This window comes from Microbulbifer epialgicus, from assembly GCF_041447265.1.
Classification (GTDB): Bacteria; Pseudomonadota; Gammaproteobacteria; order Pseudomonadales; family Cellvibrionaceae; genus Microbulbifer; species Microbulbifer epialgicus.
In genome coordinates, this window is the sequence record NZ_JBGMEK010000092.1 from 1 (window position 1) to 14371 (window position 14371).

General features: G+C 41.5%; 7 protein-coding genes. 1 reads left to right on the forward strand and 6 read right to left on the reverse strand.

The window, feature by feature from the left end; all coding sequences use genetic code 11:
* Positions 1-126: 126 nt before the first annotated feature.
* The 6 genes from ACCI49_RS21140 to ACCI49_RS21165 form a co-directional block, all read right to left on the reverse strand.
* Complete coding sequence (locus ACCI49_RS21140; RefSeq protein WP_371841214.1) at positions 127-894, reverse strand: hypothetical protein; 768 nt, start codon at positions 892-894, stop codon at positions 127-129.
* Between the two features lie 556 nt (positions 895-1450).
* Positions 1451-2557, reverse strand: a complete 1107-nt coding sequence (locus ACCI49_RS21145; protein WP_371841215.1) for a hypothetical protein — start codon at positions 2555-2557, stop codon at positions 1451-1453.
* Positions 2558-3662: 1105 nt separating this feature from the next.
* Positions 3663-5432 carry a hypothetical protein gene (locus tag ACCI49_RS21150; RefSeq protein ID WP_371841216.1) on the reverse strand — a complete coding sequence of 590 codons (1770 nt, stop codon included), beginning with the start codon at positions 5430-5432 and terminating at the stop codon, positions 3663-3665.
* A 555-nt stretch (positions 5433-5987) separates the two neighbouring features.
* The gene (locus ACCI49_RS21155; RefSeq protein WP_371841217.1) at positions 5988-7025 is read right to left on the reverse strand and encodes a hypothetical protein; all 1038 of its coding nucleotides are present in this window, start codon (positions 7023-7025) and stop codon (positions 5988-5990) included.
* 631 nt (positions 7026-7656) lie between these two features.
* Positions 7657-9141: a hypothetical protein gene (locus tag ACCI49_RS21160; RefSeq protein WP_371841218.1), complete on the reverse strand. Its 1485-nt coding sequence runs from the start codon at positions 9139-9141 to the stop codon at positions 7657-7659.
* A gap of 766 nt (positions 9142-9907) precedes the next feature.
* Entirely contained in the window at positions 9908-11506 is a 1599-nt protein-coding gene (locus ACCI49_RS21165; RefSeq protein ID WP_371841219.1) for a hypothetical protein, read from the reverse strand.
* 1561 nt (positions 11507-13067) lie between these two features.
* Between ACCI49_RS21165 and ACCI49_RS21170 the strand changes: the two genes are divergently transcribed.
* The gene (locus ACCI49_RS21170; protein WP_371841220.1) at positions 13068-13772 is read left to right on the forward strand and encodes a 2OG-Fe(II) oxygenase; all 705 of its coding nucleotides are present in this window, start codon (positions 13068-13070) and stop codon (positions 13770-13772) included.
* The last annotated feature ends 599 nt before the right edge of the window (positions 13773-14371 follow it).

The following is a 14371-nucleotide window of genomic DNA, read 5'->3' on the forward strand; positions in this document are numbered from 1 at the left end:
TCCGTGCAATTTCTGCTATAGACTCTGATTTCTTCCAAAGCTTTACGGCAGTTCGGCGTTTCTCTTCCTGCGCGGAAGCGGGTAATTTTCTTGCATCAATAATATCCATTTGGGTATTATACAGAACTATAGAGCCACCGGGTTAATAGCTTGGTTCGAGCCTGATTGACTAATCCAACTGCGACTTCCTGTAACATCAACAGATTGGCTAGCTTTAGCATGATTCGATCCTATTTGATCGATCAAAACACTACTTGTTGTGACATCAATAAGTTGTTCAGCATCAGCTGTGTTCGTTGAACCTTCTTGCCTGATTAAAACACTGCTTTCTGTAGTGTTAGAAAATTGTCTTACAAAAGCTTGGTTCATAGAGCCTGATTGATAGATCCAGCCTGTACTTACCATAGCATCCGATTGATTAATAATTGCAAGATTCAAAGAGCCCGCCTGACTGATAAAACCGGTACTTGCTGTGACTGAATCTTGAGTAATAGCGCCAATATTCATAGAGCCAATTTGGCTGATCAAAATACTGTTTGATATAGCCGCATCCTGCCTAGTGATAGCATCATTCCTAGAGCCCACTTGCTTGATAAAAATGCTACTCCAAGAAGTATCATTCCGCTGGGTAGATTCCGAATCATTTAATTCTCCAGCCTGTCGATGCGTCGCCACGCTGTTACTAGTACCAGTAGTCTGAGAGGCATCGGAATCATTAGAACTACCAATTTGAGACTGCACGATCAAATTATTTTGAATGGTTGGATCTGACTGATCAGCAACGCCCATATTACCATCTCCAACCTGAAATAATATGGCATTGTTATTATCCGCAAAAGTATTGACGCTATTTACTAATAACATAGCTGCGGCTATAAGGGTTAACGCCTTCATCACTAAATCCTTTATTTTCTACTGACCAGCCCTGACTGACCTCCACTACAGCTTCCCATATTAAACATACTATAAGGGCCTCTAATAATTTGTTCCTATCTTTTATCGCCTAATGCTCCCGCAAATCGGTACCGGCAGATGCCAAAACAGTATTTTATAGAGTGTGCCTATATTTAAACGAAAAACGTAACGGAGGTATGACACTTAGAGCTTTATTGTTAAATAAGCTTCTCTCTGAAGACTTAAGCATTACTGCAAGCTGCTAAATTACCATGAGAAGAAATCACCCAACTACTAGTAATAAAGTTTGAAAAAAAATTTGCTGCTCTTTACGATAAGAAGTACTTTTCTCTGAATTGGTGTGGTTGTGGAGCTTTACGTCCTGCCACAGCTTTACCGCTGCTTAGATTGGGATCGCAACTGCGATAAAGTATCTTCTCTACCGCTCTCCTATTAACCACATCACAGAATTTTGAAGAATAATAGGTAGATTCAATGCCATAAAGACCCCTCTTTTGTTTTGAGGGATCGTATAGGAAGTGGAGAGGAAAAACCGCTATTGGGTAATTGTACCCATATTACCGTTGCCGATCTGTACAACGATCGCGGTTTGACCAACACCTGTTTGAGTTGTTGTATGCATATTGTCACTACCGACCTGAGTGGTCGAAGCATTGCTAAGAGTAGTGGTCGTTTGGGTAATATCTGCCGTATTCATGGAACCAGCCTGATAAATAGTGGCAATACTCATGACAGGTTCATCTTCCTGGCCGATGTCAGCTTCATTCATTTCACCTGTCTGATTAATAATTGCAATACTTAAGTTGGTCCCATCGTCTTGATCGATGTCAGCATCATTCATAGAGCCTGCCTGATTGATCAAAGCACTACTGGCCGTGACATCAAATTGACGAGCGGCAGCCAAGTTCATAAAGCCTGTTTGATTGATCGAAATATTACTTGTTGTGGCAGGGGATTGGATAGCTGTGGCATCGTTCATAGAACCAGTTTGATTGGTCAAAGCACTACTTATTGTGACCTCATTTTGACTAATACTGGTGGAATTCATAGAGCCTACTTGATTGGCCAAAGCAAAACTTGCTGAAACATTACCTTGGCCAATACCGACCGAGTTCATAGAGCCTATTTGATTGATCAAACCAATACTTGTTGTAACCATACCTTGGCCAACGCCGGCCGAATTCATAGAGCCTATTTGATTGATCAGTGCACTGCTCCTAGTGACATCTAATTGAAAAATAGAGCTGGTATTCAAAGAGTCCACTTGATAGAGCAAAGCACTGCTTGCAGTGACGTCAGTTTGAGTAACTGTAGCTGTATGTGAGTCGCCTATTTGATTAGTCAAACTAATACTAAAACTTGTATTACCTGTTTGATAGGATTCAGCGGTATTTGATTCACCAATTTGCGACTGTATTGTCACACTATTATTGGTGCCGGTAGTTTGAGAGGCTTCTGAATCATTAGTAGTACCTATTTGAGTCTGCACGATCAAATTATCATGAATGGTTGGATCTGATTGATCAGCGGTAGACATATTGCCCCCGCCAACCTGAATCAATATCGCGGCATTATTATTCGCGTTCGTATTTACACCAAATACCATTAGTATGGCTGCGGTGATCGGGGTTAATGTCTTCATCGGCAAATCCTTATTTTATATTGATAAGCCCTAACTGACCTTTGCTACAGCTTTTCATGCAAAGCAATCTGTATTGATACGTACGAAGCGATAGTATTCATCTAGCAAAGATTACAAATGAATTCAAAACGCAAAAGACAGCAGCGATAAAACATTTAGAGCTTTATTGATTAAAGTGACTCCTAAATACAGACTTAGTTTTGCAGCGAATTGAGGAATTTCCATGAGAAGAAATTACTATATTTCTAGGAAAAAAGTTTGAAAAACAACACTTGTTGCTTTTTACGATAAGAGGAGCTTCTCGCTGAATCAATAAACTTGTAAAATTTGTCAGCTCCTCCTGCACTTCTCAGATTCAGATCGACATAGCTGTATTGCAGCCTCACTATTACTCCTTCATTAGCAATACGCCATCCTACTGCCCCGCGGTGCCTATAGAGGTTTGAGTCATTGAGGACTCAGCTGGGGTTCCCTACTTCCTAATAAGAAGCTTCAGCTAACGCTGGCAGGCAAACTAAGGCTCCTTAAGCTTAATGATTCCAAGAGGCCAATATTTGAACAGATTTTCTAGCGAAAACCTCAACCTATACTTCTCCACTATCGCCATAAGTCGCTGCACTTAGATAGCCTGGGCGGGCTCATTGGGTGGCATCCAATCTTCCGGGGATTTTGTCACTCTTGCATTGGTTCCGGCCATTATCGACCAGCCATAGTTTTCGGCAAGCTACTTCTATAGGCGGTATCTAAACTACATACTTTCCATTGTCATATTTCACTTCGCTCGGTAGTTTTACTATCTTGGTTAGGTGTCAAGAAATATGAGATCATTACATACTGGCAGATTTCTTTGTACAGATCGGCTTGGTACCGAATACCGGTTTTTTTAACGAAACTGAAGTAGAAATGAATCCCATGGGTGTAATGATAATTTCTATGCGTACAGGAGCTATTTCAGCACTGAGAGCATTTGTTTACCTAATTCGATCTTCGTGGATTTGAATCACTAATAGGACCATACATTGACCGGCCTTCATTTTAAATCAGGGTTACTTACTGGTAAACGTTAAATAACCTGCCCCCTAAATCGTAGCTTTGATTAGAAAACTTATTGAAAGACAGTACCAACATTAGTAGCACCCAGCTGCGTCACAAAAGCTGACTGTCCATCATTAGTTTGGCTTATCGTATTTTCATTACTGATACCAATCTGGGTTACAACGGCATTGCTAAAAGAAGAATCGATTTGCATGATCTCAGTAACATTTAGTGAACCGATCTGCAAAACAAATATATTGCTAGCTAGAACAATATCCTGATCAACAGTAGACATATTATTAAAACCAATCTGATTTACCAAAGCGTTACTAGCAACTGCATTATCCTGATCAAGAATGGCACTATTCATAGTGCCATCTTGGTTAATAATTGCAATACTTGAAGTCACTAAGCCATTTCTTCCCTGATCAAGCAGAGCGCTATTATCGGTACCTAACTGATTAATTGAGGCTAAACTAAAAATCGCTCCACTTCCGGCAACATCCTCACTTTGCTCCAAAAAAGCAAAGTTTTTTGAGCCAATTTGAATAATGTCAGCACTACTTGCTATCACTTCACCTTCTTGTTCGATAAAGGCGGTATTCATATCCCCTACTTGAATATTTGTCGAGGAGCTATTAACTACTCCATCAGCTTGCTCAATAGCTGCATTATTAATCGATCCTGTTTGATCGATAATAGCAAAGCCAAAAGTAACACCTTCGCCTTGATCTAGTTGAGCGAAATTCGATACCCCAGCTTGATTAATAGCTGCGAGACTGAAAAAAGTTTCCTCTTTCTGATCTATCCTAGAGTCATTGGAGTGTCCTAACTGGTTGATACTTGCAGCACTGGAACCAACGACTAGCCGTTGACCTAATGTTGCAGAATTTTCACTTCCAACCTGATTGATATTGGAGAAGCTTGAAACGACATCACTCTCTTGAATAAGCTCAGCATGATTCATAGAACCCAATTGGTTTACTAAGGCAAGGCTTGCTGTAATAGTAAATTGCTCAACGGTAGCCTCGTTCATAGAGCCCGTTTGATTTATCAAGTCTCTACTGGCTGTAGTATCAAATTGACGAGCACGGGCCAGGTTCATGGAGCCTATTTGATTGATCAAAATATCGCTTGCTATGGCATTAATTTGAATGGTATCGACTTCATTCATAGACCCCGTTTGATTGATAAAACTACTACTTCCTGTGGTCATAGATTGTTCAAGGATAGCCCTATTCATAGAGCCTTTTTGGTGGATCAAACCACTACTTGCTACGACACGGGATTGATCAATATCAATAATAACGTTCATAGAGCCCACTTGATTGCTCAAGGCACTACTGGATGTAGAATTAAATTGCTCAACAGAGCTCCTATTCATAAATCCTACTTGGTTGATTAAGACACTACTGGATATAGAATTAAACTTGCTAACGTTAGCTAGGTTAAAAGCCCCCTCTTGATTGATCAAACTACTACTTGCAACAACAAGGAGTTGCCCACTGAAGGCCTGGTTCATAGAGCCCACTTGATAGATATAAGTACTACTAAGTTTTGTATTTTCCCGCTGGGAAAAGGTCGAACGATTGAACTCTCCAACTTGTAGATTCGTCATCACGCTGTCACTAGTGCCCGTAGCTTGAGAAGCATCTGAATCATTAGAATTACCAATTTGAGTCTGCGTGATCAAATTATTTTGAATGGTTGGGTCTGATTGATCAGTAGCGGCCATATTGCCGTCTCCAACTTGAAATAATATGGCGGTATTATTATTCGCAAACGTATTGATGCTGGTTACTACAAACATAGCTGCGGCGATGGGGGTTAATGCCTTCATAAGTAAATCCTTTACTTTCTCACTGACAAGCCCTGACTAACCTCCGTAACAGCTACTCACGCGAAACATCCTATATTTATATATGCAGAGGACAATAGTGTTATGACATTTAGAGCCTTATTCATTAAAGTTACTTCTGACTTAATTTTTACCAAAAACTGGTAAATTGCCATGAGATTTAATAACTAAATTTCTAAGAAAAAAGTTTTAAAGATAACATTTGATGCTTTTACGATAAGAGGCACTTCTCGCTGAATCGATGAACCTGTAGGGTTTGGCATCTTCCTACCTTCACCTTTTCCTGGGCGCAGATCACTACAGCCCCTCGACTACTCTCACATCAGCAAAACACCAATAATCTACACTTCTTGGATGGAGCCGCCTTTACTTTTTCCACTCCAATGCCGGCCCAAACTCAGAATTCAGTAGCGCAGTCAGTGTCTGGTAGGCACTCTCGCTACCATGACTACCATTCAAGTACTGGGTAGACTCAGTCGCATGACGATCCCTCTATTGTTTTAAGGGACCGTATTGTAGGTGAAGAGAAAGAAACTACTACTGGATAATTGTACCCATATTACCGCTACCTATCTGTACGACCAGAGCAGTTTGACCAATACCGGTTTGGGTTGTTATATGCATATTATCGCTGCCTAACTGAGTGGTCGAGGCATTGCTAAGTACAGCACCTATTTGGGTAATATCAGCCATATTCATAGCGCCAATCTGATTGATAGTGGCAATACTTTGTTCTGTTCCACTCTCTTGACGGACGTCAGCATCATTTATAACACCTACTTGATTGACAAAGGCACTACTTGTTGTGACGTCAAATTGAACAATTCCGGCTGTATTCATAAAGCCTGTTTGATCGATCAAAGCAGTGCTTGTTATGGCATCAAAAAGTTGACTAACGATGGCAAAGTTCATAGAACCTATTTGATGAATCAAACCACTGCTTGCAGTGACATCAAAAGATTGGCCAACGCTGGCAAAGTTCATAGAGCCTATTTGATTAATCAAAGTGCTACTTGCTGTGGCCTCACTTTGGCCAATACTGGCCAAATTTATAGAGCCTATTTGATGGACTAAAGTACTACTTGCTGTGGCAAAAGATTGACCAGCAGGGGCCTCGTTCATAAAACCGGTTTGGTTGATTATAATATTACTTGTTGTGACTGTATCTTGACCAGTGTTAACAGAATTCATAGAGCCAACTTGATTAGTCAAAATACTACTTTCGATGACAAAAAATTGGCCAACGAAGACGGAGTTCATAGAGCCTTGTTGCTTGATTAAAATACTACTTAGTGAAGTATCCAGCTGGCGAGATTGCGATGTATTTAACTCTCCAGTCTGTAGATGCGTCGCCACACTGTTACTAGTGCCAGTAATTTGAAGGGCATTGGATTCATTAGAAGTACCAATTTGAGCCTGCACGATCAAATTATTTTGAATGGTTGGATCAGATTGATCAGCAACAGCCATATTGCCGTCGCCGACCTGAAATAATATGGCCTTATTATTATCCGAAAAAGTATTTACGCTGAACCCGACTAATATAGCTGCGGCGATGATGGATAGTGTCTTCATCAGTAAATCCATTACTTTCAATTGAAGAGCCCTGAATGATTTCCGCTACAACTTCTCATGCGAAACATTCTTTATTTATACGCAAGAATCTATAGTATGCGTCTAACAAAATTCATACAGGAATTGGTTTCGCAAAAGGTAACAGAGTCATAATATTTTGAGCTTTATTGGCTAAAGTGGCTTCTAAATTCAGACTTAAGCTTTGCAGTAAATTGATAAATTGCCATGAGAAGAAATAACTAATTTTTTAGGAAAAACTTGAAAAGTGTCATTTTTTTGCCTTTTACGAAAAGAAGTGCTTCTCGCTGAATTGATGAACTTGTAGAGTTTGGTATCTACAAGTTCATTGTTTCTCGGTTTCGGACCGCAACACCCGCAAAGCGGCTTCTCTACTGTTCTCCCGTTAATAATATGCCATTAGTCTGCTCTTTCTGCGTAGGAACCCTTCCCGGTCTCTTCCGCTTCGGTACAGGCCCTAATTCAGACTCCAACAGGGCAGCCAGTGCCTTGTAGGTGCTCTCGCTATCAAGATCCGCTCACAACTTACTGAAGAGTGATAGATAGATTCAACCGCATAACGACCCCTCTATTATTTTAAGAGGTCGTATAAGAGTTGAGGAGAAAGAATCTGCTACTGCGTAATCGTGCCCATATTACCGCTACCTATCTGTACGACGATAGCGGTTTGACCAGTGCCGGTTTGGGTTGTTGTGTGCATATTGCCATTTCCTAATTGGGTGGTCGAAGCAACGCTAAGAGCAGAGCCTGTTTGGGTAATAGATGCCATATTTATGGAGCCAGCCTGATTAATATTAGCAATGCTCAAGACAGTTCCATCTTCTTGCCTGATATCAGCGTTGTTCATAGAACCTGCTTGGTTGACAAAGGCACCACTAGCCGTAACCAGTTCCTGCTCGATGTCAGCATCGTTCATCGAACCTTTTTGATTGATCAATCCATTACTTGCTGTGACCGTACCTTGGGCAACGCTGGCAAAGTTCATAGTGCCTATTTGGTTGATCAAACCACTACTTGCTGTGACCGTACCTTGGCCAACGCCAGCGGTATTCATAGAGCCTATTTGATTAATTACACCGCTACTTGCTGTGACCAAACTTTGGGCAATACCGGCCTCGTTCGAAGAGCCTACTTGATTGAGAAAGGCTCTACTTGCCTCGCCTACGGATTGGACAACCTCGGCTCTGTTCGAAGAACCTATTTGGTTGATCAAACCAATACTTGCTGTGACATCAATTTGGCGAGCATCGGCCGTGTTAATAGCGCCTACTTGATTGATCAAAATACTACTAAGCGAAGTATTGCTAACCTGGTCAGATTGCGAAAAATTTAATTCACCGACTTGTAGATGCGTCGCCACACTGTTGCTAGTACCTGTATTTTGAGATACTTCTGCGTTATTCATTTCGCCTATTTGATTGATCCAGCCACTCGTTTCTATAGCTGTAACTTGGGTAATGGAAGCTTCGTTCATAATACCTACTTGATTGATCAGGGCGCTACTTGCTGTAGCCAAAATTTGAAAGGGCCGAGCATCATTCATAAAGCCTATTTGATTTGACCAAATTGTGTTTTCTGTACCCGACTGAGAAATACCAATAAAGTTCATAGAGCCTATTTGATTTAGTAAGATGGTTTTTTCCGAACCAAGCCCCTGGTCGATTCCAACTCCATTCATCACACCGACTTGATTTATAAAATTATGTTCTGAAGTGCTCGTGCTTTGACTGGCACCAACCGCATTCATAAAGCCAATTTGATTGATCGAGGTGCTACTTGTATTGACCGTATTTTGGCCAATGAAGGCCATGTTCATAGACCCTATTTGGTTAATTAGACCACTACTTGATGTGGCCGTAACTTGAAAAACGTTGGCTCTGTTCGAAGAGCCTACTTGATTGGTTAAAATACTACTTCGTGAAGTATTAAACTGCTGGTGAGATTCCGAAGCATTTAATTCCCCAGTCTGCAGATGCACAGCCACACTGTTACTAGTGCCTGTAGCTTGAGAGGCATCTGAATCATTAGAGGTACCAATTTGAGCCTGCACAACCAAATTATTTTGAATGGTTGGATCTGATTGATCAGCAACGGCCATATTGCCGCCTCCAACCTGAAATAATATGGCCTTATTATTATCCGCAAAAACGTTTACGCTAAATCCTACTAACAGTGCGGCGGCGATGGGGGGTAATGGCTTCATCTGTAGTTCCCTTACTTTATGGTGATGCACTCTGAGATGCCCACGTAATGGCTACGCTAGCTCCTTGCGGCATACAACAAATTCTTATACAGAAAAGATTCCGGCATTTAGCTGCCAGAATTTTCTGGACTGACCTATATCGCAGAAATCAACAGAGCTATCTGAACATTTAACGGGTTAACATTATATCTATACATTTATGGGCAATTGTTGGCTTAAGCCTTACAGAAGAACTAACAAATAGCCATGAGATAAAAGCGCTAAATAACTAGGAAAAAAGTTTGAAAACAGTATTTTTTTCTATTTACATCCATGGGCATTTGGTGCTTCTCACTGAATCGATCCATCTATACGACGTGAGGTTCGGATAGGCTGGATACTTTATCGGTGTAGTCTCTGCGCTGGTACGCCCTCATAACTCACTCCCATCTCTGTAATGGGCATCAGCTGAAATAAAGGGCGACGATCAGCACTCACACCATAGCGCAGATGTACTACTGGGTCAGAAGGAAAGAATACACTGCACTCGAGACTCGCTGTGAATACATCCCTGTAAGCTCGTAATCGGCATCCATGCCTCATACGCTCCCGAGCTTCTTTCCTTCTCCATTTTTAGTACTAGAGGCGAGTGTTGCCGTGCTGGTTGTCGCAAAGCCAGCTGCTACTGGAAAATTGTACCCATATTACCGCTACCTAGCTGTACGACAATAGCGGTTTGATCGGCACCGGTTTGGGTTGTTGTATGCATATTGCCATTGCCTAATTGAGTGGTCAAAGCAAGGCTAAAAATGGTGCTCGGTTGGATAATATCTGCATCATTCGCAGAACCAACTTGATTGATGGCGCCACTAGTTTCTATAGTTCCACTTTGGTTAATTAAAGCGTTGTTCATAATGCCTACCTGATTGGTCAGGGCACTAGTTGCTGTAACCGAAACTTGGAAAGGGCGGGCTTCATTCATAGAACCTATTTGATTTGACCAAATAATGCTTTTTGTACCCGACTGGGAAATAGCAATAGAGTTCATAAATCCTTTTTGATTTATTGAGATGGTATTTTCCGTACTAAATCCCTGGGAGATCGAAACCGAATTCATTACACCGACTTGATTGATAACATTATGAACCGATGATATCGTGCCTTGCCCAACTCCAGTCACGTTCATAGAACCCAATTGATTTATCGAAGTGCTACTTGCTGTTGCCATATTTTGGCTGTTTCCAGCAATATTCATAGTGCCTATTTGATTGATTGAACTGCTACTTGCAGTAACCATATTTTGAAAAACATTGGCTTCGTTCATTGAGCCCAACTGATTGATGAAGGCACTACTTGCTATAACCTCGCTTAGATCAGTCCCAGCCATGTTCATTAAGCCTAGCTGGTTAATAAAGGCGCTACTGTCAGTAACTTCAAATTGATCAATTTCTCCCAGGTTCATTTGACCTAATTGAGTTATAGAGCCGATGCTTCCAGCAACTCCCTCATCTTGAAAGAGAATAGCTTCATTCGCTGAGCCCAACTGGTTGATATTGGCACCACTTGTCGTTACCCCATTTTGAGTAATGCTAGCCCAGTTCATGGAACCTATTTGACGGATGAGAGCACTACTTGCAGTTGCCACAACTTGGGCAAGGCTGGCCCCATTCATAGAGCCTAATTGATCAATCACAGCACTGCTCGCTATGACTGGGCCTGAGGATGCAAGGTTGGCTTGATTCATAGAGCCTATTTGATTGATCAAGGCACTACTTGCCATTGTGAAAATTTGCCCCAGGAAAGCCCCATTCATAGAGCCTATTTGATAGGACCGGGCAAAACTGGATTCGACATCCCGCTGTCCAACAAAAGCTCGATTCGTTAAGCCTACTTGGCCTATTACTACTGTACTCAGAGTAACGTTACCCTGCTCTGCAAAACCTTCATTTGACTGCCCCAACTGCGCTATCGAAGCATTACTAAAAAAAGTGTCATTTATCTGGGAGGAACTAGAAAAATTTAATTCCCCGCTTTGTTGATGAGTCGCCACGCTACTACTGGTTCCCGCCTCTTGGGAGCCATCTGATTTATTGGAGGTGCCGATTTGAGCTTGCACAATTAAGTTATTGTTAACAGTGCCGTCTGACTGATCAGCGACGGCCATATTTCCGCCTCCAACCTGAGTTACTATTGTCGTATTATTATCCGCAAACGTATTTATGCTAAATGCTGTTAGCATTGCTGTAGCAAAGGGGGTTAATATCCTCATAAGTAAATCCATTACTTTCTATTAACAAGCCCTGACTGACCTCCGTAACAGCTACTCACGCGAAACATCCTATATTTATACGCAGAAGACAACAGTGTTATGACATTTAGAGCTTTATTGGTTAAAGTGACTTCTAACTGCAGCCTTAAGATTTGCTTCAAACTGGTAAATTGCCATGAGATGTAATAACTAAATTACTAGGAAAAAAGTTTGAAAAACAACTTCTGTTGTTTTCTACGATTAGAGGTGCTGCTCTCAGAATTAATGGACTTGTATAGGCAGGCATCCTTTATCGCTTCTCTGATTCGGATCGCCATAGCCACCTCTCCAGCTCTCTCCCGCGAGCAATACGTCAATAATCCGGCTTTGTATGTAACAGCCCTTCCCCTCCTTCGTTTAAGTGCAAATCTAAATCCATACTTCGATAGGCAGCTAATACCTTGCAGGTGCTTCCGATCTCTACGCTTGATAACTTTTTACAAACTTTATTCCTAAACATTTGATATTTTCTTCTCATAGGTAAGCACGAGATCTGAGACTAGGCTGGATGTAGTCACCTTGTTTTTACCTAGCACTTGATTTACGCAGTAAGGCATCCTCAGGGACAAAATGCTGTCGAGGTGACTTTCATCCCCCCTCTTGAAATTACCATCACCACAATCGGACTATGAACGGTCTGGTGGTTTGCACCAACGAAATACCGTCGGACACCATATCGACCATATAATCTGTAATATTTATCGGTTGGCGACTATCGGATACCGTATTTTGTCCGCCACATAGACGTATTGTATTAAATCTCCAACGCCATCGGCGCTGTACGTTTTTCTGCCATCAATTACTGCAATGATGTTTCTCAGCACCGCCACTGGCGGCGCTTCAAGGGTAGAGCCTTCGATCTTCTGGTTTACCGTTGCACGGACATTAGTGCCGGTACACTGATCATCTTAAAAAAACGTAGGCAAATTTTTTGGTCTCGTACCGATGGAAAGTATCTCTCGATACACTGAGCATCTTACAAGCTCTGGAGATGTTACCTACTAAAAAGGGGGAAGGGAAGAATACACTGCGCTCGGGACCATATGAGGCATGGATACCGATTACGAGCTTACAGGGATGAATTCACAGCGCGTCTCGAGTGCAGTGAATTCTTTCATTCTGCTCCAGTAGTAGCTCTTCTGCCAGATTTAACAATCCGGTCTTTTGTTTGATAATGCGATCATTAGTATGGACCATGGGGTTTATCCTTGGATTTGCTTTTTGGTTTGGTCACCTTCACCAAAACCGGTAACCCCTCTCTTTTTCAGGAGGAAATGTCAGATTTACTCTGAACTAACCTAGATGAACCCAACCCACCTTAGCCTTACAATGTATAAAGCTCCAGTTTTTTACTGACTATTATTTTATAAGCACAATTTAGCGGTGAAAGAAACCAAATCACGAGACTGTGCAACTTTTCCAAATTTATAAAGATACCCTAAACAAAAGGTAATTTGCTATTGACCCTTACTATTCGCAACCCTAAACTTGAGCACTTAACATGTAATTTAATCAGCTTAATTGGACAACCCGTGTGACAGATTTTATCGAAGTATATGATGATGCCCTCCCCTTAGATTTCTGCAAGCAGATCATTGAGGCATTTGAGAATAGCCCAAGCAGACAAGTACAAGGAGTAACAGGCGGAGGCGTTGACCCCTCTAAAAAGCTAAGTAAAGATATCTATTTAAACCAGTACCCGGAATTTAAAGACATCTTAGCAAAAACTGTCGATTATACCTCAGAGTATATGGCCAACTACTTTAAAAAGTATTATTTCCTGCTCATAGGTACCTTTGGCCTTACAGTCATCCACCCAAAAACAGGAAAACCAGTTAAGCTCACTCAAGATAACTATGAAGAAGTGGGTGCACCGCAAGCGCACATTTTAATGCACCAGTTATTCCGCATAGGGCATATCAACGCCCAAAAGTATAATAAAGGTAAAGGTGGTTACCCCTACTGGCACAGTGAAATTTTTCCTCAGACACCTCACAATGAGGCTTTGCACCGTGCTCTTTTGTTTATGTTTTATCTGAACGATGTCGATGAAGGTGGGCATACTGACTTTTACTACCAAAATAAAACAGTCAAGCCCAAAGCAGGCCGAATGGTGATTGCGCCAGCCGGCTTTACTCATACTCACAGAGGCAGCGTACCTGAATCAGACGATAAGTATATCTTAACTTCTTGGATCCTATTCAATCGGGCCGAGCAGATATATGGAACGACCAAATAATTCAAACAAAGGCCAGTTTTTCCTGGCCCTTTTTTCATGCCCATCGTGACTTAACTGCCTTACACTCATTTTCAGCACCCTTCCCACTTTTCTATAGCATTTGAGTGAATTTGATATTCACATCTGGGACAAATTATAATGAGATGGAACGCGACCATAAAAGGCGAGCAACTTGTTGCGAGTCCAGTGCGTGAAAAGCGTGATTTTTAATGACCTCGTTATGAGCTACTTGCCACACCATGGTGTTTAAACTCATATTTGGAAAAATGACCAATTCCATAGTTAAAAATTACTTCGCAACTGTACTTCATATTAGCTTTGATTGCAGCAGTGAATTCAGGCACCCTGATTCAGAAACAGATGGATGGATTGACATTGAAACAAGTTCTCCATACTGGTGTAGCGAAAATGCCCCGTTTGAAAAAGACACTTCTTTATCTTCTACGGGAGTTTGAATAAATATTTGAGTAAAAATCCGCATTCTTAGAATGCGGAATTGCCCTCGGCCCCCTAAAAGGGGGCTATTGAGCCAGTCTTCTTAGAAGACTGACCGAGAGTTATCCCGCTTTACACTATCAGCGCAAATCCAACCGGGATTG

Bases quoted from the DNA above. Each gene is read 5' to 3' on its own strand.
- ACCI49_RS21140 (WP_371841214.1), bottom strand. From the start codon at position 894: ATGAAGGCGTTAACCCTTATAGCCGCAGCTATGTTATTAGTAAATAGC.
- ACCI49_RS21145 (WP_371841215.1), bottom strand. From the start codon at position 2,557: ATGAAGACATTAACCCCGATCACCGCAGCCATACTAATGGTATTTGGT.
- ACCI49_RS21150 (WP_371841216.1), bottom strand. From the start codon at position 5,432: ATGAAGGCATTAACCCCCATCGCCGCAGCTATGTTTGTAGTAACCAGC.
- ACCI49_RS21155 (WP_371841217.1), bottom strand. From the start codon at position 7,025: ATGAAGACACTATCCATCATCGCCGCAGCTATATTAGTCGGGTTCAGC.
- ACCI49_RS21160 (WP_371841218.1), bottom strand. From the start codon at position 9,141: ATGGCCGTTGCTGATCAATCAGATCCAACCATTCAAAATAATTTGGTT.
- ACCI49_RS21165 (WP_371841219.1), bottom strand. From the start codon at position 11,506: ATGGATTTACTTATGAGGATATTAACCCCCTTTGCTACAGCAATGCTA.